At 36.8% G+C, this 18,932-nt stretch carries 13 protein-coding genes and 1 tRNA gene; 13 read left to right on the top strand and 1 reads right to left on the bottom strand.

Going from position 1 to position 18,932, the window contains the following annotated elements; genetic code table 11:
* The first annotated feature begins 242 nt into the window (after positions 1 to 242).
* The 13 genes from purD to argH all read left to right on the top strand — a co-directional run bounded on the left by purD (position 243) and on the right by argH (position 18,483).
* Positions 243 to 1,517 carry a phosphoribosylamine--glycine ligase gene (purD, locus tag V7Q04_RS03255; RefSeq protein ID WP_333803472.1) on the top strand — a complete coding sequence of 425 codons (1,275 nt, stop codon included), beginning with the start codon at positions 243 to 245 and terminating at the stop codon, positions 1,515 to 1,517.
* The gene (locus V7Q04_RS03260; RefSeq protein WP_333803473.1) at positions 1,507 to 1,962 is read left to right on the top strand and encodes an RDD family protein; all 456 of its coding nucleotides are present in this window, start codon (positions 1,507 to 1,509) and stop codon (positions 1,960 to 1,962) included. The genes purD and V7Q04_RS03260 overlap by 11 nt, the downstream gene beginning before the upstream one ends.
* Complete coding sequence (locus tag V7Q04_RS03265; RefSeq protein ID WP_333803474.1) at positions 1,952 to 4,066, top strand: LPS-assembly protein LptD; 2,115 nt, start codon at positions 1,952 to 1,954, stop codon at positions 4,064 to 4,066. The genes V7Q04_RS03260 and V7Q04_RS03265 overlap by 11 nt, the downstream gene beginning before the upstream one ends.
* Positions 4,067 to 4,108: 42 nt before the next feature.
* The gene (locus V7Q04_RS03270; RefSeq protein ID WP_333803475.1) at positions 4,109 to 6,352 is read left to right on the top strand and encodes a polyribonucleotide nucleotidyltransferase; all 2,244 of its coding nucleotides are present in this window, start codon (positions 4,109 to 4,111) and stop codon (positions 6,350 to 6,352) included.
* Positions 6,353 to 6,454: 102 nt separating this feature from the next.
* Positions 6,455 to 6,757 carry a F0F1 ATP synthase subunit C gene (locus V7Q04_RS03275; protein WP_025343956.1) on the top strand — a complete coding sequence of 101 codons (303 nt, stop codon included), beginning with the start codon at positions 6,455 to 6,457 and terminating at the stop codon, positions 6,755 to 6,757.
* A 49-nt stretch (positions 6,758 to 6,806) separates the two neighbouring features.
* Positions 6,807 to 6,891, top strand: a tRNA-Leu gene (locus V7Q04_RS03280).
* A 101-nt stretch (positions 6,892 to 6,992) separates the two neighbouring features.
* Entirely contained in the window at positions 6,993 to 7,253 is a 261-nt protein-coding gene (locus V7Q04_RS03285; RefSeq protein ID WP_333803476.1) for a hypothetical protein, read from the top strand.
* Between the two features lie 12 nt (positions 7,254 to 7,265).
* Complete coding sequence (locus tag V7Q04_RS03290) at positions 7,266 to 9,455, top strand: sensor histidine kinase (protein ID WP_333803477.1); 2,190 nt, start codon at positions 7,266 to 7,268, stop codon at positions 9,453 to 9,455.
* Positions 9,452 to 10,093, top strand: coding sequence for a response regulator transcription factor (locus tag V7Q04_RS03295; protein WP_333803478.1), 642 nt, complete (start codon positions 9,452 to 9,454; stop codon positions 10,091 to 10,093). Before V7Q04_RS03290 ends, V7Q04_RS03295 begins: the two co-directional genes overlap by 4 nt.
* 136 nt (positions 10,094 to 10,229) lie before the next feature.
* The gene (locus tag V7Q04_RS03300; RefSeq protein ID WP_333803479.1) at positions 10,230 to 13,055 is read left to right on the top strand and encodes an FAD-binding and (Fe-S)-binding domain-containing protein; all 2,826 of its coding nucleotides are present in this window, start codon (positions 10,230 to 10,232) and stop codon (positions 13,053 to 13,055) included.
* Positions 13,056 to 13,443: 388 nt separating this feature from the next.
* The gene (locus V7Q04_RS03305) at positions 13,444 to 15,252 is read left to right on the top strand and encodes a biotin/lipoyl-containing protein (RefSeq protein WP_333803480.1); all 1,809 of its coding nucleotides are present in this window, start codon (positions 13,444 to 13,446) and stop codon (positions 15,250 to 15,252) included.
* Positions 15,253 to 15,462: 210 nt separating this feature from the next.
* Complete coding sequence (gene pckA, locus V7Q04_RS03310) at positions 15,463 to 17,031, top strand: phosphoenolpyruvate carboxykinase (ATP) (RefSeq protein ID WP_333803699.1); 1,569 nt, start codon at positions 15,463 to 15,465, stop codon at positions 17,029 to 17,031.
* Between the two features lie 66 nt (positions 17,032 to 17,097).
* Positions 17,098 to 18,483, top strand: coding sequence for an argininosuccinate lyase (gene argH, locus V7Q04_RS03315; protein WP_333803481.1), 1,386 nt, complete (start codon positions 17,098 to 17,100; stop codon positions 18,481 to 18,483).
* A 37-nt stretch (positions 18,484 to 18,520) separates the two neighbouring features.
* Here argH and V7Q04_RS03320 read toward each other — a convergent pair whose 3' ends face one another.
* A complete protein-coding gene (locus tag V7Q04_RS03320) occupies positions 18,521 to 18,877 on the bottom strand; it encodes a histidine triad nucleotide-binding protein (protein WP_333803482.1) in 357 nt (118 codons plus the stop codon).
* Positions 18,878 to 18,932: the final 55 nt, after the last annotated feature.

Here is an 18,932-nt window from a genome sequence, read left to right on the forward strand (position 1 = left end):
AGTAGTTTACTTTGCCTGGGTGAAGCGACAACCGTTTTCATGAGGGTCCAACAATTAGTATAAGGGAATGCGTACATTTTTGGTGTGTCTGTGGTCTTGTTTGAACTTTGCAAAAAGCGAGAGATTGCAGCCTAAAGAAAAGGTCGACTCCCAGAAGTTGGCTTATTAGGGCCGCTTCAATCTCGGAACGCTCACTTGGGTTTTACCTGTAAACGAAACAAGTTTTTTTTGGAGAAATGTTAATGAAAGTAATGGTTGTTGGTAGTGGTGGCAGAGAATATTCTATAGGTTTAGCACTGAAACGTGATCCTAAAGTAACCGAACTTTTTTTCGCACCAGGGAACGGTGCTACTCCACAACTTGGACAAAATGTCACTTTTAAAGATTATGAAGCGCTCGCTGTTTTTGCCAAAGAAAACGGTATTGACTTGACTATAGTAGGGCCTGAAACAGCTTTGGTCGATGGAATTGTTGATATTTTTAAAGCCCAAGGTTTGGTCATTTTTGGAGCTTCTAAATCAGCGGCAAGGCTAGAAGGTTCAAAAATTTTTATGAAAAATTTTCTTTCTCGTTATAACATCCCAACAGCAAAATTTATTGAAACGAGTGATGCAAACAAAGCAAATGACTTTATTGAAACGTTAGAACTTCCCATTGTTGTTAAAGCTGATGGGCTGTGTGCAGGCAAAGGTGTTATCATCGCGCAAAGCAAAGGCGAAGCCAAAGAAGCCGTGGCAGACATGCTCAGCGGTAAAAGCTTCGGTGATGCTGGACTTGGCGTTGTTGTTGAAGAATTTTTAGATGGCTATGAGCTTTCTTTATTTGTAGTGTGCGATGGTGTGGATTATAAAATCCTTCCAGCAGCACAAGATCACAAACGCCTTAAAGATAATGACATTGGTCCAAATACAGGTGGTATGGGTGCGTATGCTCCAACACCACTTATTGATGAAGAGTTGTATAAAAAAGTAGAAGAGAGAGTTGTTAAACCTACTTTGGCAGGTATGCAAAAAGAGAATGCTCCATTTGAGGGCGTTTTGTTTATTGGCCTGATGATTGTCAAAAATGAGCCAATCGTTTTAGAGTATAACGTTCGTTTTGGTGACCCAGAGTGTGAAATTTTAATGCCTCTTTTAAAAACACCTGCAAGCGAGCTTTTTTACAAAGCAGCTACGGGAAATCTTAAAAATTTAAAGATTGAATTTTTTAATAAATATGCGATTGCTGTGGTCATGGCAAGTGAAAATTATCCGTATGGCGATTCAAAGCCTGCAGAGATTATTATCGATAAAAATGTGCATGAAGGTTTAGAGAATACGCATATTTCGTATGCTGGTGTTAGCCTTGAAGACGGTAAGCTTTATGCAACAGGTGGACGTGTTTTACTGTGTGTAGGTATTGGTGACAGCATCAAAGAGGCACGGGAAAGAGCTTATTTGCTGTGTGGACAAGTACATTTTGCAGGTAAACAATTTAGAAGCGATATTGCATATCAGGCACTCAAACATGACAAATGAAGAGTTGATTGAAAAGTTTGAGAGTGAAAACATTACGCTATCTTCGCTTCAAAAGCGAGGATTCGCTTATGTGATTGATGAGATTTTGATTTCTGTTTTATTTGCATTGATCTACCTTGATCAGATTCCTGAAAATATGAGTACGGAAGAGATGATTGGTGCGATCAATAGCCTTTTTGGCTACGTTGTTGTTTTAAAAGTCATTTATCAAACCTATTTTGTATGGATGTATGGTGCAACATTGGGTAAAATTGCAATGAAAATTAGAGTTATTTCAGTTGATGATTTGGAAAAACCTTCATTTTTATTATCGCTCAGTCGAGCAGCCTTTAGAATTATCAGTGAGTCCATATTTTATTTAGGCTTTATATGGGCAGCTTTAAATCCAAAAAGAGAGACATGGCATGATAAAGTCGCCAACACGTTGGTTATCAATGCAAATTAGAATTTTTTTCCTACTGTTGCTTTCATTTGGAAGCTTATGTGCAGCAGAAACACAAAAAACACCTCAAGATGTAGAAGTATTAGCAAATACAGTCAGTAAAGAAGATACCCTAGTGCACGCTGTTGGGAACGTCGTTCTTTATAGTCCAAAGTATCTTATTACAGCGGATGAAGCCTATTATGATCAAGCCAACGGTGATTTAGAACTTTTTGGTAATATTACGATGCTTGAAGGTGTGAGTTACGCAACACGAAGCGGGCATACAAAAATCAATCTCAATACCGATAAAGGTGTATCGGATCCACTTTTCTTTGTCGATGAAAGTACAAATGTGTGGATAAAATGTGAAAATGCTGTTTTGAATCCGGATACGTACGTTACCCAAAAATCCATCGTTTCCAGTTGTAATGCGCAAGATCCTGACTGGAAAATTGCATTTACAAGTGGTGAGTTTGATAAAGAAAATAAATGGATGCATCTTTACAATCCCGTTTTTTATGCTGGGGACATGCCCGTGATGTATCTTCCTTATTTTTCTTTTACGACAGATAAAACACGTAGAACTGGACTCTTAAAACCCGAATTTGGTATGGGGAGTAAAGAAGGCTTTTACTATATGCAGCCTATCTATTTTGCACCTGACATAAATTGGGATTTAGAGTTAAAACCCCAAATTCGTACTAGTCGTGGTGAAGGTATGCATGGAACTTATCGTTTTGTGGATTCAGCTTATTCGAGTGGAGCAATAACGACGGGTTATTTTAGTGAGCATAAGCAATATGCTGAAGATGAAAATCTAAAAAATGATAGTCACTACGGTCTTAAAGTGACCTATGATAGAAGCACTCTTTTAAGTAGCAAATACGATACACTTGAAGATGGATTATGGTTTGATATTAATTACCTTAATGATATCGATTATTATAACACAATGAGTAAAGATACTTCGAGTTATGATAAATTGGCTACTTCACGTTTAAATTATTATATTAAGCACGATGAAGATTATTTTGGTTTGTATGCTAAATATTATATTGATACTTCGAAAATTTCGAATGATAGTACACTTCAAGAGTTACCTACATTTCATTATCACCATTTTGCCAACCCTTTATTGGTTGATAATTTACTTTATTCTGTCGATTATAAAGCCAATAATTATACACGTAAAGAAGGCATTACCGCATTTCAAAATGAGCTAGATGCTCCTTTTACGTTGTATTTTTCGCTTTTGGAAGATTATTTACATCTTAGTATTTCTGAGAATGTTTATATGTCTCGTATTGCTTATGGCAATGATGATACGCAAGAGAGTGAAGGAAAATACTGGCGTAATTATCATAAATTATCGCTTTATACTGAATTATCAAAACCGTATGATAATTTTTATCATACAATGTATTTTGGAATTGATCAGATTCTTCCTAGTAAAGAGGAGGAAAATGGTTATATTGCAGATTTTATTACCTTAAATACATTGGCAAAAAGTACTACTTTTTCACTTAAAGAGTTTTTCTATAATGAAGATGGTGAAAAAAAAGTAAGTCATACATTAAAACAGATTTATTACAGCGACTATGATTATAAATATGGTGATTTAGAAAATGATCTTAAATACTATATGACCGATAGAATTTATTTAGGGCATAATCTTCATTATTCGCATGAATTTAGTAAAGTGTCTCGTAATCAAGTTTCAGTGAATTATGCAGATGATATCTATTCTGCATCGGTGCGTTATACATTTCAAGATAAAGTATATAAAGAAAACACCATTTATAAAGTAAATCAAAGTACAACACAAAAAAAAGATTATAGTTATGTAACTTTCTATGCAGATACCAAATATTTTACACACTATAATGTCTTTACCAGTGTCGATTATGATATGCAAGATGATCAATTTAGATCATGGGGTTTTGGGTTTAAAAAGACCATGAAATGTTGGGACTATTCTGTGCAATATAAAGAGAAAACAACGCCAAAATTAACCAGTGCAAGTATTGATTCAGTCAGTAGAGATGGGATTATGTTCATGTTTAATCTCTACCCTCTAGGAAGTGTCGGTTATGAATTTGCAAAAGAATCTGAGCAAAAACTATAACAATAATAAAATGTTTGCGTTACTAAAATAAGGAGATAAAAAGTGGAATATAAGATTATAGTGAATAATCAAGAAGAGATTTACGATCTTGGTAAAGTTGCTAAACAAGCAGCGGGTGCGGCATTACTTAAGATTAAAAACACCGTTATTTTAGCAACTGTAGCAAGAGATGATTCTCAGGTTGCGGAAAATTTTGTACCTTTAACCGTACAGTACATTGAAAAAACCTATGCAGTTGGAAAAATTCCAGGTGGCTATTTTAAACGCGAAACAAAGCCAGGTGATTTTGAAACACTTACTTCACGTGTTATTGATAGAAGCCTTAGGCCACTTTTTCCAAAAGGTTATGCCTATCCAACTCAAATTACCGTTTTTGTACTGAGTTGTGATCCTGAAGTTGATCTTCAAGTCGCAGCACTTAATGCGGCTAGTGCAGCTCTTTATCTCTCTGATATTCCTGTAAATAAAGCAGTAGCTGGTGTGCGCATTGGCTATATTAATGGTGAGTATGTTGTTAACCCTTCCAACTCGGCTCTTAAAACAAGTACACTAGATCTTTATGTTGCAGGAACGAAGGAAGAGCTTTTAATGATCGAAATGCGTTCTATCGCATCAATGGAAACAATGAATTTGCCTCTTATGGCAATTGATCCAATGTTAGATCCGACATTAGCTGAGAGTGTTATTTCAAAACAATCTGTGAATGAATTTGATGAAGATGCTATTTTAGTTGCAATTGATAAAGCACAAAGTGCTATTACTGAAGCGACATCTGCATATGAAGCTACATTTAAGCCGTTAAAAAAAGAGGATGCTGTACTTGATTATAAGCAAGATTTAGCAAGTGATTCTATTTTTGCTTATGTAGATGAATTTTATAAAGAAGAAGTTCATAATGCTATTAATCAAATGGCAAAAAGTGAACGTGCAAGTGAGCTTGGCAAAATTATCAAAAAAATCTTATGTGATGAAGTTGCCGTTCTTGAGGGATGGAGTAAAGAGCTTGTCGATAGTGTTGTGAATGCTTATAAAAAGAAAATTGTACGCGAAATGATTATTGAAAAACGTGTTCGCGCGGATGGTAGAAAACTTAATGAAATTAGACCTATTAGCATTGAAACCAATCTATTACCACAAGCGCATGGTTCATGTCTTTTCACCAGAGGTCAAACACAAGCTTTGGCAGTCGTAACGTTAGGAAATGATAAAGACGCTCAAATGTATGATCTTTTAACAGAAAAAAATACTATTAACGATACGTTTATGGTGAACTACAATTTCCCTGGATTCTCCGTAGGAGAGGCTACTCCACTACGTGGGCCAGGTCGTAGAGAGTTAGGACATGGTAACCTGGCACGTCGTGCATTAGAACCTGTTTTAGATATGAATCGTTTGCAAACCATTCGTTTGGTCTCTGAAATTTTGGAATCGAATGGTTCTTCTTCTATGGCTACGATTTGTGGTGGGGCATTGGCGCTTAAAGCTGCTGGGATTAATCTTGAAAAACTCGTTGCAGGTATTGCAATGGGTCTTGTATTTGAAGGTGATAAACATGCCGTTTTAAGTGATATTATGGGACTTGAAGACCATGACGGTGATATGGATTTTAAAGTAGCAGGTACCAGAGAAGGTATTACAGCACTTCAAATGGATATAAAACTCGGTGGTATCTCACGTGATGTTCTCAAAGAAGCATTGTACCAGGCTAAAGAGGGTAGAGCTCATATTCTGGGACTCATGGAAGCTGCTAATCAAGAAATAGTTATTAATAATGCAATTTTGCCAAAGCTTGAGCTTTTCAGTGTGGATCCTTCTAAAATCGTTGATATTATTGGACAAGCAGGCAAAACTATTAGAGAGATTATTGAGAGATTCGAAGTTTCGATTGATCTTGATCGTGAAAAAGGTGAAGTTAAAATTGCAGGTGAAAACAAAGAAAAAGTTGAGGCTGCAAAAGAGCATATTATTCAAATCACCAATAAACCTTCTTTTGGAGGTCGTGGCGGTGGTCGAGAAAGAGGTGGTGACAGACACGGCGGACCTAGAGAAGAGAAGCCAGTCCCCACTTTTGTCCAAGATGAAGTGGTCGATGGTGTTGTAAAACGTATTGTTGATTTTGGTGCGTTTATTGAACTTCCAGGTGGAATTGATGGTCTTTTACATGTTTCAAAAATTGCCGATCATCGTGTTGATAAAGTAAGTGATTATCTAGCTCTTGAGCAAAAAGTCCGTGTTAAAGTTTTGAAGCAAACGGGAAATAAGATTGAGCTAGGCCTAGAGCGTTAACTTTAAAGGGTTTTTAACAATTGTGTGGCTATAATCTCGCTCACAAAGTGGAAAGTAGGGATTATAGCCGAACAGACTTTGAAAAACAAATAGGAGCAATCTTTGAAAAAGATTCTTTTTTTAATGGTAGCATTTGCAACGTTTGCGTTTGCAGGTGAGGGTGAAACAGTTAAAGCTTACTCAGCACTCGCTGTAGGTATCGTACTTGGTCTTGCTGCACTTGGTGGCGCAATCGGTATGGGTAACACTGCGTCTTCAGCAATTTCTGGAACAGCAAGAAATCCTGGTCTTGGTGGTAAACTTGTAACAACAATGTTTATTGCACTTGCGATGATCGAAGCACAAGTTATTTACGCACTTGTTATTTCTTTGATTCTTCTTTACAAAAACCCATTTCTTGGTTAATTAACACAACAAACGAATGAGACCTTTAAAGGTCTCGCTCTTCTTTTATGCGGTCGTGGTGAAACGGTAGACACACTACCTTGAGGTGGTAGCGCCCTACGGGTGTGGGGGTTCAAATCCCCCCGACCGCACCATTCCTTTTTTCTTCTTTTATTTTAAACTTCCTTTTTTTAGTAAACTCAGTGTTGAATTATGTTACTATCACTTCTATTTTTTTAATCTCGAAAGGGTATTGATGAGAGAGTTAGAACTCAAAAATGTTATCAAACTTGATGGCAGAGAATTTTTAATTTCAACAATTAGTATGCATGTTAGGCACTCTTTTTTTGAAGGTGACTCAAAAAAAATTGTTTATGAAACAATGGTTTTTGAAATTATTAATGATGAAGTACAATTTCATCATCCTATTTTTAACGAACGCTATAATATGGCAGATGAAGCAATCTCGGAACACGGTGCTATCATCAAGCATCCTGAAAACTTTTTTATTATCTAAGTATTTTTCTTTATGTCCATAACGAAGATTTTTTTCTTTTTATGTTTGAGTTTGGGTTCGCTTTTAGCTCAAAATACCAAAGATATTTTGGTATTACATTCGTACCATAGAGGGTATAAATGGAGTGACGATATTTCAAAAGTTATCGAAAAAAATTTTTCTGATCGAGATAATATTTTTTTAACAACAGTTTACATGGATACTAAACGTGTTGACACTCCTGAATATTTAGAAGAGTTCTACCACTACTACACGAAACGCTTTCACGATCACAAATTTGATATTGTTATGGTTGTCGATAACAGTGCCCTTGAGTTCGTACAAACCCACTATGATGAGCTTTTTTCCAAAACGCCGATTGTGTTTTTAGGTATAAATAATTTTGAGCCTTCTCTTATTAAAGGCATAAAGCACATTAGTGGGGTTGTTGAAAATGTTGATATTGAAAAAAACATTGATTTAATTCTTACCTTGCATCCTAATCTTGATAAAGTTTTGATTATTAATGAAAAATCGATTACGGGAGATGCTATTCGTAAAGAAATTGATGCGGTAGCCCCCAAATATAAAAATACTATAGAACTTGAACATGTTGACAGCATGGATATGGACGAAATTGCTCAAAAGACACAACAGTTAAGTAAGAACAGTGTCATTTTATGGGTCTTACTTTATAAAGATAAAACAGGGCGTTTCTTTACCTTTAAAGAAAATTTAGAACAAATTCGTAAACTTACGAATACGCCTATTTATGGGCTATGGGATTTTTACCTTGAGTATGGCATTGTAGGCGGATTCTTAACAAGCGCTAGTGCGCAAGCCGAATCGGCTTCTAAAATAGTTGACCAAGTCTTAGCAGGTAAAGATCCAAACCATATTCCCATTGTAGAAAAAAGCCCCAATCGTTATTTGTTTGATTATAAGGAATTGGAATTACATCGTATCAATCCATCTACTGTTATCAAAAATTATGAAGTAATCAATAAACCATTTTCTTTTTATGACGAGTATAAGCACTATATTTGGCTTTTTATAGCAATTTTCAGTGCAATCATGATGGTTGTTTTATTCTTGATGCAAAATGTTCGTAGTCGTAAACAGAGTGAATTGGCACTTAAAAATCAACTTGAGTTTATTAAAGTTCTACTTGATACGATTCCAAATCCAATTTATTATACCAATGTCGCAGGTGAATATATTGGTATCAATATGGCATTTGCAAAGCTTTATGATCATACAAAAGAAGAGATGATTGGTAAAACAATTTTTGATTTTTTTCCAAAAGAGTGGGCAGCAGAGCGGCGTAAAAGTGACCTTGAATTGCTCGCAAAAAAAGGTTCTGACACATTAGAGTTAATGCTACATCTTCCTAAAAAGAGGGCCAGGCTTTTTACTCTTAGTAAAGCAGTTTACACAAATATTGATGGTACTATTGGTGGTATTGTATGTGTGATGGACGATATGACTGAACGTATGCAACATCAACAATTCTTAATACAACAGTCTAAACTTACTGAAATGGGCGAAATGATTGCAGGTGTTGCACATCAGTGGAACGAGCCTTTGGTTGAACTTTCGGCTATTATGCAAGATATGGAATTTTGTTTTAACAGTGGCGAAATGGATAGCCCAAAAATGAAAGAGTTTGTACGTGATGCAATCATTCAGATACAATATATGTCGCAAACGCTTAAAGATTTTCGTAATTTTCTCAAACCCTCAACAAAAAAAACGCTTTTCTGTGCTAAAAAAGCGCTTCTGGAAGTGTTGGAAATTATTGGGAGACAGATCTTTTATGCACACATTGATCTTACGGTAAAATATCTGAAAGACGAAGAGACTTTCCCTGTTTATGGCTATGAAAATGAATTTAAACAAGTTTTACTCAATGTCATTAATAATGCTAAAAATAAGATTATAAAGACACGTAAAGGTGAAAAAATCATGATAGAGTTAGATCGTGAAATTATTCATACGAAAATTGTCATCAGCGATGATGGTGGCTTGATCCCTGCAAATATTATAGGACTTATCTTTGACCCTTATTTTACGACGAGCAAAAAAGGAACAGGACTTGGTTTATATATGGCAAAAATGATTATTGAAGATAAAATGGGTGGTAATATTCGTGTTCAAAACAGAGGTGTAAGTACGGTAGAATTTACTATTTTAGTTCCCAATTCAATGAAAGGCGGAGAATGAAAATTTTACTTTTGGAAGACAATGCACGGCTTAATGCGACGATTGTGAAGCGATTGGAAGCTAAAGGCTACACAATGGATTCATTTATTGATGGTAAAGAGGCATATGCTGCTATTGATAATGGTTATGCCTGTTTTATTTTAGACATCAATGTTCCCAGTCTTGACGGTATTGAAATTTTGAAAAAAGTACGTGATTTTTACCATGAAACACCTGTCATTATCATCAGCTCCAGTGTTGAGCTTGAAGTTATCAAAGATGCCTATAATTATGGGTGTAATGACTTTTTAAAAAAGCCATTTTTTATTGATGAATTAGAGATAAAAATAGAAAAATTATGCAATATCCGTTATGATATTGTGGATCTAGGTCATGAATGCCAGTTTGATTTTAAGACCAGTTTATTACGCATAGGATGCAAAGAAGAGCATCTTTCACGTAAAGAGAAGTTATTGCTCAATGTCTTAATCAGTGAAAAAGGTAAAGTTGTTTCTTTTGATAAAATTCAAGCGATGGTGTGGGAGGGTAACTTTGCAAGCTTAGATTCCATTCGATCTTTAATGCGAAGACTCCGTAAGAAAATCCCTTTTGAGTGCATTGAAACGGTTGTTGATGTGGGGTATATTCTTCGTTATTAATGCACTTTCGCTTTTAGATATCACTGTGTCACTTTTTTTCTTTTTTAGTATAGCTGTAAATATTTTTGAGTAAATATCATGTGTTTTTTATACCATATTGCTACACTCAATGAAAACCCATATTAAGGATGTCTTGATGCCATTAAGCGGAAATTACCTTGATTTCTACAATGAAATCGTGAATTTTATTCCCGAGAAGCGAATTTTTACAGACCCACTTCATACAATTGCATATGGGACGGATGCTTCATTTTACAGGCTTATCCCAAAAGTAGTTATTTGGGTCAATGATGCTGATGAAGTGAGCCAAATCCTCAAAATCACTTCGTCACTTTCATTGCCTGTTGTTTTTAGAGCTGCAGGAACCAGTCTTTCAGGTCAAGCCATCACCGACTCCATTTTACTCGTAACGTCACGTGACTGGAAAGGGATCAAGGTCAATAAAGAGGTAAGTTTAATTACGATGCAACCTTCTGTTATTGGATCAGATGCAAATGCGTATTTACTGCCTTATGGTAAAAAAATAGGCCCAGATCCTGCAAGTATTGGATCTGCGATGATTTCAGGGATCGCAGCTAATAATGCGAGTGGTATGTGTTGTGGAACAGCTGATAACTCTTATAAAACACTTGAATCGATGAAGATCATTTTTCATGATGGCTCAGAACTTGATACAAGCTCATCAGAGAGTATTAAAAACTTTAAACAATACCACCATGCTTTGGTTGAGCGCATTAGCACACTCTCTCGTGAGATAAAAGCTACTCCTGATTTGCATGAAAAAATCATACGTAAATTTAAAATCAAAAATACCTGTGGTTATAGCCTTAATGCGCTCGTTGATTATGAAGATCCGATTGATATCATTGCACACTTGATGATTGGTAGTGAAGGAACACTGGGGTTTATTAAAGAGATCACGTTTAAAACAGTTCCTGAGTACAAAGATAAAGCCAGTGCTTTGATGATTTTCAAAAACATTAAAGATGCCTGCGATGCGGTCATTGTACTTAAAACACAATGTAAAGAGAATGTTGCGGCGGCTGAAATGATGGATAGAGCAGGGCTTGCTAGTGTTGAAAACAAAGAAGGAATGCCAAGCTTCCTCAAAACACTGAGTCCAACAGCAACTGCTGTTCTTGTTGAAAGTCGTGCCGAAAACGATGGAATATTAGATAAAAATATTGCCGTTATTTTAGAGAAGCTTGCACACATTGAGCCTGAAATGCCACTGCATTTTACCAAAGATGTGTATGAGTACACCAAATACTGGAAAATTCGTAAAGGGCTTTTCCCTGCGGTTGGTGCGGTACGTGAGAGTGGTACGACCGTTATCATTGAGGATGTGGCATACCCTATCGAATCTTTAGCAGATGCGACGTTGGAACTTCAAGAGCTCTTTAAAAAATACGGCTATAACGAAGCGATTATTTTTGGACATGCGCTAGATGGCAACCTGCACTTTGTCTTTACCCAAGCGTTTGAAGATCCTAAAGAGATTAAGCGTTATGAAGATTTTATGCAAGAAGTAGCAGAACAAGTTGCAACAAAATACCATGGAAGCCTTAAAGCAGAACATGGAACGGGTCGCAATATGGCTCCTTTTGTAGAACTTGAATGGGGCAGTGATGCTTATGTTCTGATGAAAGAGATTAAAGCGATTTTTGACCCTAAAGGGCTTCTAAATCCAGGTGTTATTATCAATTCAGACCCAAAAGCGCACTTGAAAAATTTCAAAGAAATGCCTAAGACCGATGATTATATCGATAAATGTATTGAGTGTGGATTTTGTGAGCCAGCATGTCCATCCAATGCGCTTACCTTGACTCCAAGACAACGTATTGTTGTCAATCGACGTATGACAACATTGAAAAATCAGGATGAGATGGAAGCATTTGAGCAGATGCAAGAACTCTATCAGTATGACGGTGTTGAAACATGCGCAACCTGTTCTTTGTGCTCACTGGTTTGCCCTGTTGGTATTGATACGGGCGCATTAACCAAAAAGATTCGTGCACATCAAATTACGCCAACCCAACACAAGATTGCTGAGATGATTGCCAATAACTATGGAACCATTTTAGGTGTTGGTAGCTTTGTTCTTAGCGCAGTCAAAGGAGTGAATGCTGTTATTCCTGATGGTGTGATGAAGGCAATGAGTGCAGGTGTTACCGCACTTAGTGGCAATAAATTGCCACTATGGACAACAAGCCTTCCTGGGGGACATACGTTTAAAGACAGTCGAACGTTGTTTGGTGTTGAACAAAAAGTTGTCTATTTTTCATCGTGCCTTAATCGTACAATGGGAAATCCAAAACCAAAAGGCGAAGAAAAAGAGTTGGATGAACTCATCATTGGTATTTTGGAAAAAGCGGGTTATGAAGTCATCTTCCCTGAACATTTAAAACCTCTATGTTGTGGTATGCCTTTTTCAAGTAAAGGTTATAAGAAGGAAGGTAAACAAAAATCATTGGAGCTTGAAGCTGCACTCAATAAAGCAAGTGAAAATGGTAAATACCCCATCTTATGTGATATGAGTTCGTGTACGAAAACCATGATGGAGTACTTTGATACAGGCTTAAAAGTACATGACCCCATTGAATTTATTCATGATTGTCTTTTAGATAAGCTAACCATTCAACAAATTGATGAACCTGTTGTCATTCATACGATTTGTAGTACCCGTAAAATGGGCTTAGCTGAGAAGTTTGAAAACATTGCACGATTGTGTAGTTCAAAAGTCACAGTACCTGCAGATGTAACCTGTTGTGGATTTGCAGGAGATCGTGGGTTTAATTATCCTGAACTCAATAAATCGGCACTACGCCATTTAAAAGCATCCATTCCGAGTGATACAAAACTAGCATTTTCAACAGGAAAACCCTGTGAAATTGGTTTGAGTGAAGAGAGTGGTTTAGAATATCGTTCACTCTTTTATCTCCTTGAACGCGCTATTTCTTAATAAGAAATTACCTCTCAAACTCAAAGTCAATCTATCTTGAAATCATAGATAGATTGACTCTTCTTTTTTTACTTTTCAAAGCTCTTTTTCATAGGTTTTATTTAATAAATAAAATGATAAAATACTAAAATTTTGACTATTACTTTTAGTTAAATTTAAACAAAAAGGGTTACATCTATGGAAGTTAATCTGTTTGTGGGAAGTAGTATATCCTTGGTATTTGGACTCTCCACACACTTTGCATTTTTTGCTTTAAATGAGAAATATACCAGTGTATAATTCTACTTTAGAAGTATTGCAAAATGATAACTTCGCAGTTGTAGCAGCAAGCGCTGCTTCTATCAAAGCTTACAACAAAAAATCAAAACAGTAAAAGGGCAAAACGAAGATGGCGAAAAAATACATCGATGTGATGGATACGACGTTTAGAGATGGATTTCAATCGGTTTTTGGTGGACGTGTACTTATGGATGACTTTCTTCCTGCGGTAGCCGCAGCAAGAGATGCTGGTATTAACCATTTTGAATTTGGTGGAGGGGCTCGTTTTCAAAGTCTTTACTTCTATCTCAATGAAGATGCTTTTGAAATGATGGATCGATTCCGATCCATTGCAGGACCTGACGCAAACCTTCAAACGTTGGCACGTGGTGTTAATACGGTTATGCTCGATACTGGCAATCGCGAACTTATTGATTTACATGCAAAAATGTTTAGAAAACATGGTACAACAACGATTCGTAACTTTGATGCGCTCAACGATATTGAAAACCTCAAATACAGTGGCGAGCGAATTGTTCATCATGGGCTTAAACATGAAATCGTAGTTACAATGATGGATTTACCTCCAGGATGTGTGGGTGCTCATGATGTTGCCTTTTACGAAAAAACACTCAGAGATATTTTAAATTCGGGTATTCCTTATCATAGCGTTTGTTTCAAAGATGCTAGTGGAACGTCTAGCCCTCAAAAAGTGTATGAGACAATTAAAATGGCAAAGAAACTTCTTCCTGAGGGAATGCATGTACGTCTTCATACGCATGAAACTGCTGGGGTAAGTGTTGCATGTTATTTAGCAGCGCTTGACGCGGGTGTAGATGGTATCGATCTTGCGGCATCACCTGTAAGTGGTGGTACTTCTCAACCAGATATTTTAACAATGCTTCATGCGGTTAAAGGCAAAGATTATGATCTTGGTGGCCTTGAGCTTGAAAAAATTCTCACATATGAAGATGTTTTGCAAGATTGTCTAAAAGACTATTTTACACCACCTGAAGCAGTCCAAGTTTCTCCTCTGATTCCTTTTTCTCCAATGCCTGGCGGTGCTTTAACAGCTAACACTCAAATGCTTCGTGATAACAATATTTTGCATAAATTCCCTGAAATTATCAAAGCAATGCGTGAAGTAGTTGAAAAAGGTGGATACGGTACGAGTGTTACACCAGTATCGCAATTTTATTTCCAACAAGCATTTAACAACGTTATGTTTGGTCCATGGACAAAAATTGCTGAAGGTTATGGCAAAATGGTACTGGGTTACTTTGGTAAAACACCTGTGACTCCTGATGCTAAGATTGTAGCGCTTGCAAGTGAACAACTTAAACTTGATCCGACCAAGAAAAATGCACTTGACCTGGCAGATGCAGATGATAGTAAATCTCTTGCACATGTCAAAGAACTCTTAGCAAAAGAGGGACTAAAAGAAACCGATGAAAATCTCTTTATTGCTGCTTCATGTAAAGAAAAAGGTATTGCATACTTAAAAGGTGAAGCAAAAGTTAATGTACGAAAAATTGGTAAAGCCGATAAAGAAAACGTACTGTGCAATGCTTCTGAAGACTATACTGTCATCGTGAATGGTCAAAAATATAATGTTAAATCTTCGGATAAGCAAGATGCGTTTGTTATCAATGGACAAGAATATTTTATTGAGATTGAAGAGGGTTGTAGTGAAGATAATAGCAATGCGGCACTCATTCCAAATAGCGCAGGGGAAATCAGAGCGGGTGTTCCAGGTACTATTTTCAAAACCCTTGTAAATGCGGGCGATAAAGTTACAAAAGGACAACCTGTCATTGTTATTGAAGCTATGAAAATGGAAATTGAAGTAGCGGCGCATACCGATGGTGTGGTCAGTAGCGTGAGAGTTAATGTTGGAGATACTATCGTTAATAATCAACTCCTCGTTACTTTAGAATAATTCAGGAATTTTAGAAAGGTCCATCACTAAAAAACTAATGCTTCAACTTTGGGCATTGAGGTGTTAGAGGTGATTGAAATTTGAGGAGGTCTCAAGGTGCAGATTTTGAGACCCAAAGAGTACAGAGATTGTAAGCACTGGAAGTGCCGAAAATAACTGTTATCTAATATATTAAATCAATGTTTTGAGGATATTAATACTATGTCGAAGATGAATGAAATAGAAAAGTTAGGGTTAAGCAATATTGGAAAGGTTCATTATAATCTAAGCTACGATGAATTGTTGAAACACGAAATAGCCAATAATGAAGGTCGTGTAACAAGCAATGGAACATTTAGCGTTGATACAGGAATTTTTACAGGACGTAGCCCAAAAGATAAATATTTTGTAGATCAAGAGCCTTCTAACAAATATATCTCATGGGGCAAAATGAACCAGCGGGTAAGTAAAGAGATCTTTAATGATCTTTTTGCAAAAGTGAAAAAACAACTCTCTGGTAAAGATATTTATGTCCAAGATGCTTACAGTGGTGGTACATTGGCAAGTCGTAAAAGTATCCGAGTGGTCACTGAAATTGCTTGGCAAGCGCATTTTGTTAAAAATATGTTTATTCGTCCAAACGAAGAAGAACTAGTCGATTTTAAACCTGATTTTGTTCTTTACAATGCATGTAAAATGGCTAACGATGACTATAAAAAACATGGTCTTCACTCCGATGTTTTTGTTGTGTTTAACGTAGAAGAAAATATCGCGATTATCGGTGGTACATGGTACGGTGGCGAGATCAAAAAGGGTATTTTCTCTATGATGAACTATTGGTTGCCATTAGAGGGCAAACTCTCCATGCATTGCTCTGCAAACGTGGGCGAAAAAGGCGATACAGCCCTTTTCTTTGGTCTTTCTGGTACAGGAAAAACAACGCTTTCAACAGACCCTAAACGTAAGTTAATTGGTGATGATGAACACGGTTGGGATGATGATGGTGTCTTTAACTTTGAAGGTGGTTGTTACGCAAAATGTATCAATCTTGATCCAAGCAGTGAGCCTGAAATTTATGGTGCGATTCGTCAAGATGCACTTTTAGAAAATGTGGTGATTAATGACAATCACATCGTTGATTATGCCGACGCCTCTAAAACTGAAAATACCCGTGTTTCTTACCCCATCTATCATATCGATAACCATGAAGCAAGCCTACAAGCAGGACATCCTAAAAAGATCATTTTTTTAAGTGCCGATGCATTTGGTGTGTTACCTCCTGTGTCAAAACTTACTAAAGAGCAAGCGATGTATTACTTCTTGAGCGGCTATACGGCTAAAGTTGCTGGAACAGAGCGTGGCGTTACTGAGCCAGTAGCTACATTTAGTGCGTGTTTTGGTGAAGCATTTTTACCTCTTCATCCAACAGTTTACGCAAAGCTATTAGGCGAAAAAATTGCTAAGCATAACGTTGATGTTTATTTAGTGAACACAGGTTGGACAGGTGGCAGTTACGGTGTTGGAAAACGTATGAGTATAAAAGCAACGCGTGCATGTATCAATGCGATCTTAGATGGCAGCATTAATGACTGCGAGTTTGAGAGTATCCCCGTCTTTAACATCCAAGTTCCTAAAGCACTTGCTGGTGTTCCAACAGAAGTGTTGAACCCTAAAAATACATGGGAAAATAAAAGCCTTTATGACGCAACCAGAGATGAACTTGCTGAAATGTTCATCGAGAACTTCAAGAAATATATTACAGCGGATTCTGATTTTTCTAACGCTGGTCCAAAACTCTAATTTAACTTTACATGCAAAGGAGTTTGTTCACTCCTTTGCCTTTTTTACAATCAAGGAGATTTTTCAATGTCAAAGCTATGGTCTGGCAGATTTGCCGCAAGTGGAGCAGCACTACTCGACGAATTTAATGCGTCATTACCTTTCGATAAAAAACTCTATGCAGAGGATATAAAAGGCTCGATTGCTCATGCAACGATGCTTGCTAAACAAGGGATTCTCACACAAGTAGAAGCAGATCAAATTGCAACTGGATTGCTGCAAATTAAACAAGAGATCGAAGAAGGGACTTTTGTTTTTGATATTGCCCATGAAGATATTCATATGTCTGTTGAGACAAGACTCATTGATCTCATTGGCGAAGCGGGTAAACGTCTCCATACTGCACGTAGCAGAAATGATCAAGTTGCGGTTGATTTTAGACTCTACGTTCAAAAACAGAATTTAATTATTGTCAGTGTTTTGGAAGAGGTAATTGATGTCTTGATGGATATTGCTAAAGAACATAAAAATACGTTATTACCAGGTATGACACATTTACAACATGCTCAACCGATCAATCTAGCATTTCATCTTCTAGCATATGTCTCAATGTTTAAACGCGACATTGAACGCTTAGAAAGTTCGTATCAACGTAACAATGTTTTACCTCTAGGCTGTGCAGCGCTTGCGGGGACTCCTCATAACATTGATAGAGAATATGTGGCAAAACTTTTAGGCTTTGACAGTGTCAGTGTGAATTGTCTTGACACTGTGAGTGATCGTGACTTTGCTTTAGAAATTCTTTTTAATATTTCAACCATTATGATGCATGTTTCACGTTTTGCGGAAGAGTTAATTTTGTGGTCAAGTTATGAGTTTAAGTTTGTAACGTTGAGTGATGAGTATTCAACAGGTAGTTCTATTATGCCACAAAAGAAAAATCCTGATGTCCCAGAGCTTCTTCGTGGCAAAACAGGACGTGTTAATGGTAATTTGATCTCTTTATTGACTGTTTTAAAAGGACTTCCTTTGGCATACAATAAAGATATGCAAGAAGATAAAGAAGGTGTGTTTGACAGTGTAGAGACTGTTTATATGTCACTCAATATCCTTAAAGAAGCAGTACGTACGATGACTATTAATGTGAATCGTATGAAACAAGCCTGCGAAGTAGGGCATTTAAGTGCAACAGATTTGGCGGATTATTTGGTTCAAAAGTGCGACATTCCTTTCCGTGAAGCGCATTTTATTACGGGGCGTGCCGTTGCACATGCCGAGAGTTTGGGGATAGATCTTAGTGTGTTAAGTGTTTCTGAGCTTCAAAAAGTCGATGCACGTATTGGTGCAGATGTCAGTGAATACCTTAATTTAGTTCACTCTATGAATGCACGAACATCTCAAGGTGGAACATCAATATCTTCGACATGCCAACAGATTGAAATTTTTGAAACGTGGATAAAAGCGCGTCATTAAAACGTGAGAGAGAAGAGGCAAAACCTCTTCTTCACTGTTAAAGAAATTTGTGCGAATCGCTGTCGCTTAGGTGATTCCACGAAAGTTTAGACCCACCTAAAAGGTGAAAATGCAGATGCATGACCTCTTGTCCACCATCGCTACCGTTATTTGTAATTAGGCGATACCCACTCTCATCTAAGCCTAAAAGTTTTGCAACTTTTTGCGTGAATTCTGTGAGCCCCACCATAATTTTTGGATCAACTTCTTGAAAACATTTATACTCTTTTTTGGGGATAATGAGGATATGCACAGGCGCTTTTGGGTTAATATCGTGAAACGCTAAAAACTCCTCATTTTCAAGTACTTTGTTGCAAGGAATTTCGCCACTTACAATTTTACTAAAGATAGTCATCGCCTTCTCCTCTATTTTTGTGATTTTGTATTGATAGAATTTAGAATAAACGTTG

The sequence above is a fragment of the Sulfurospirillum sp. genome (genome assembly GCF_036802865.1).
Taxonomy (GTDB): domain Bacteria; phylum Campylobacterota; class Campylobacteria; order Campylobacterales; family Sulfurospirillaceae; genus Sulfurospirillum.

What these genes read in the sequence shown, in the direction of transcription:
- purD (WP_333803472.1), top strand. Translation starts at nt 243, where the DNA reads ATGAAAGTAATGGTTGTTGGTAGTGGTGGCAGAGAATATTCTATAGGT.
- V7Q04_RS03260 (WP_333803473.1), top strand. Translation starts at nt 1,507, where the DNA reads ATGACAAATGAAGAGTTGATTGAAAAGTTTGAGAGTGAAAACATTACG.
- V7Q04_RS03265 (WP_333803474.1), top strand. Translation starts at nt 1,952, where the DNA reads ATGCAAATTAGAATTTTTTTCCTACTGTTGCTTTCATTTGGAAGCTTA.
- V7Q04_RS03285 (WP_333803476.1), top strand. Translation starts at nt 6,993, where the DNA reads ATGAGAGAGTTAGAACTCAAAAATGTTATCAAACTTGATGGCAGAGAA.
- V7Q04_RS03290 (WP_333803477.1), top strand. Translation starts at nt 7,266, where the DNA reads ATGTCCATAACGAAGATTTTTTTCTTTTTATGTTTGAGTTTGGGTTCG.
- V7Q04_RS03295 (WP_333803478.1), top strand. Translation starts at nt 9,452, where the DNA reads ATGAAAATTTTACTTTTGGAAGACAATGCACGGCTTAATGCGACGATT.
- V7Q04_RS03300 (WP_333803479.1), top strand. Translation starts at nt 10,230, where the DNA reads ATGCCATTAAGCGGAAATTACCTTGATTTCTACAATGAAATCGTGAAT.
- V7Q04_RS03305 (WP_333803480.1), top strand. Translation starts at nt 13,444, where the DNA reads ATGGCGAAAAAATACATCGATGTGATGGATACGACGTTTAGAGATGGA.
- pckA (WP_333803699.1), top strand. Translation starts at nt 15,463, where the DNA reads ATGAATGAAATAGAAAAGTTAGGGTTAAGCAATATTGGAAAGGTTCAT.
- argH (WP_333803481.1), top strand. Translation starts at nt 17,098, where the DNA reads ATGTCAAAGCTATGGTCTGGCAGATTTGCCGCAAGTGGAGCAGCACTA.
- V7Q04_RS03320 (WP_333803482.1), bottom strand. Translation starts at nt 18,877, where the DNA reads ATGACTATCTTTAGTAAAATTGTAAGTGGCGAAATTCCTTGCAACAAA.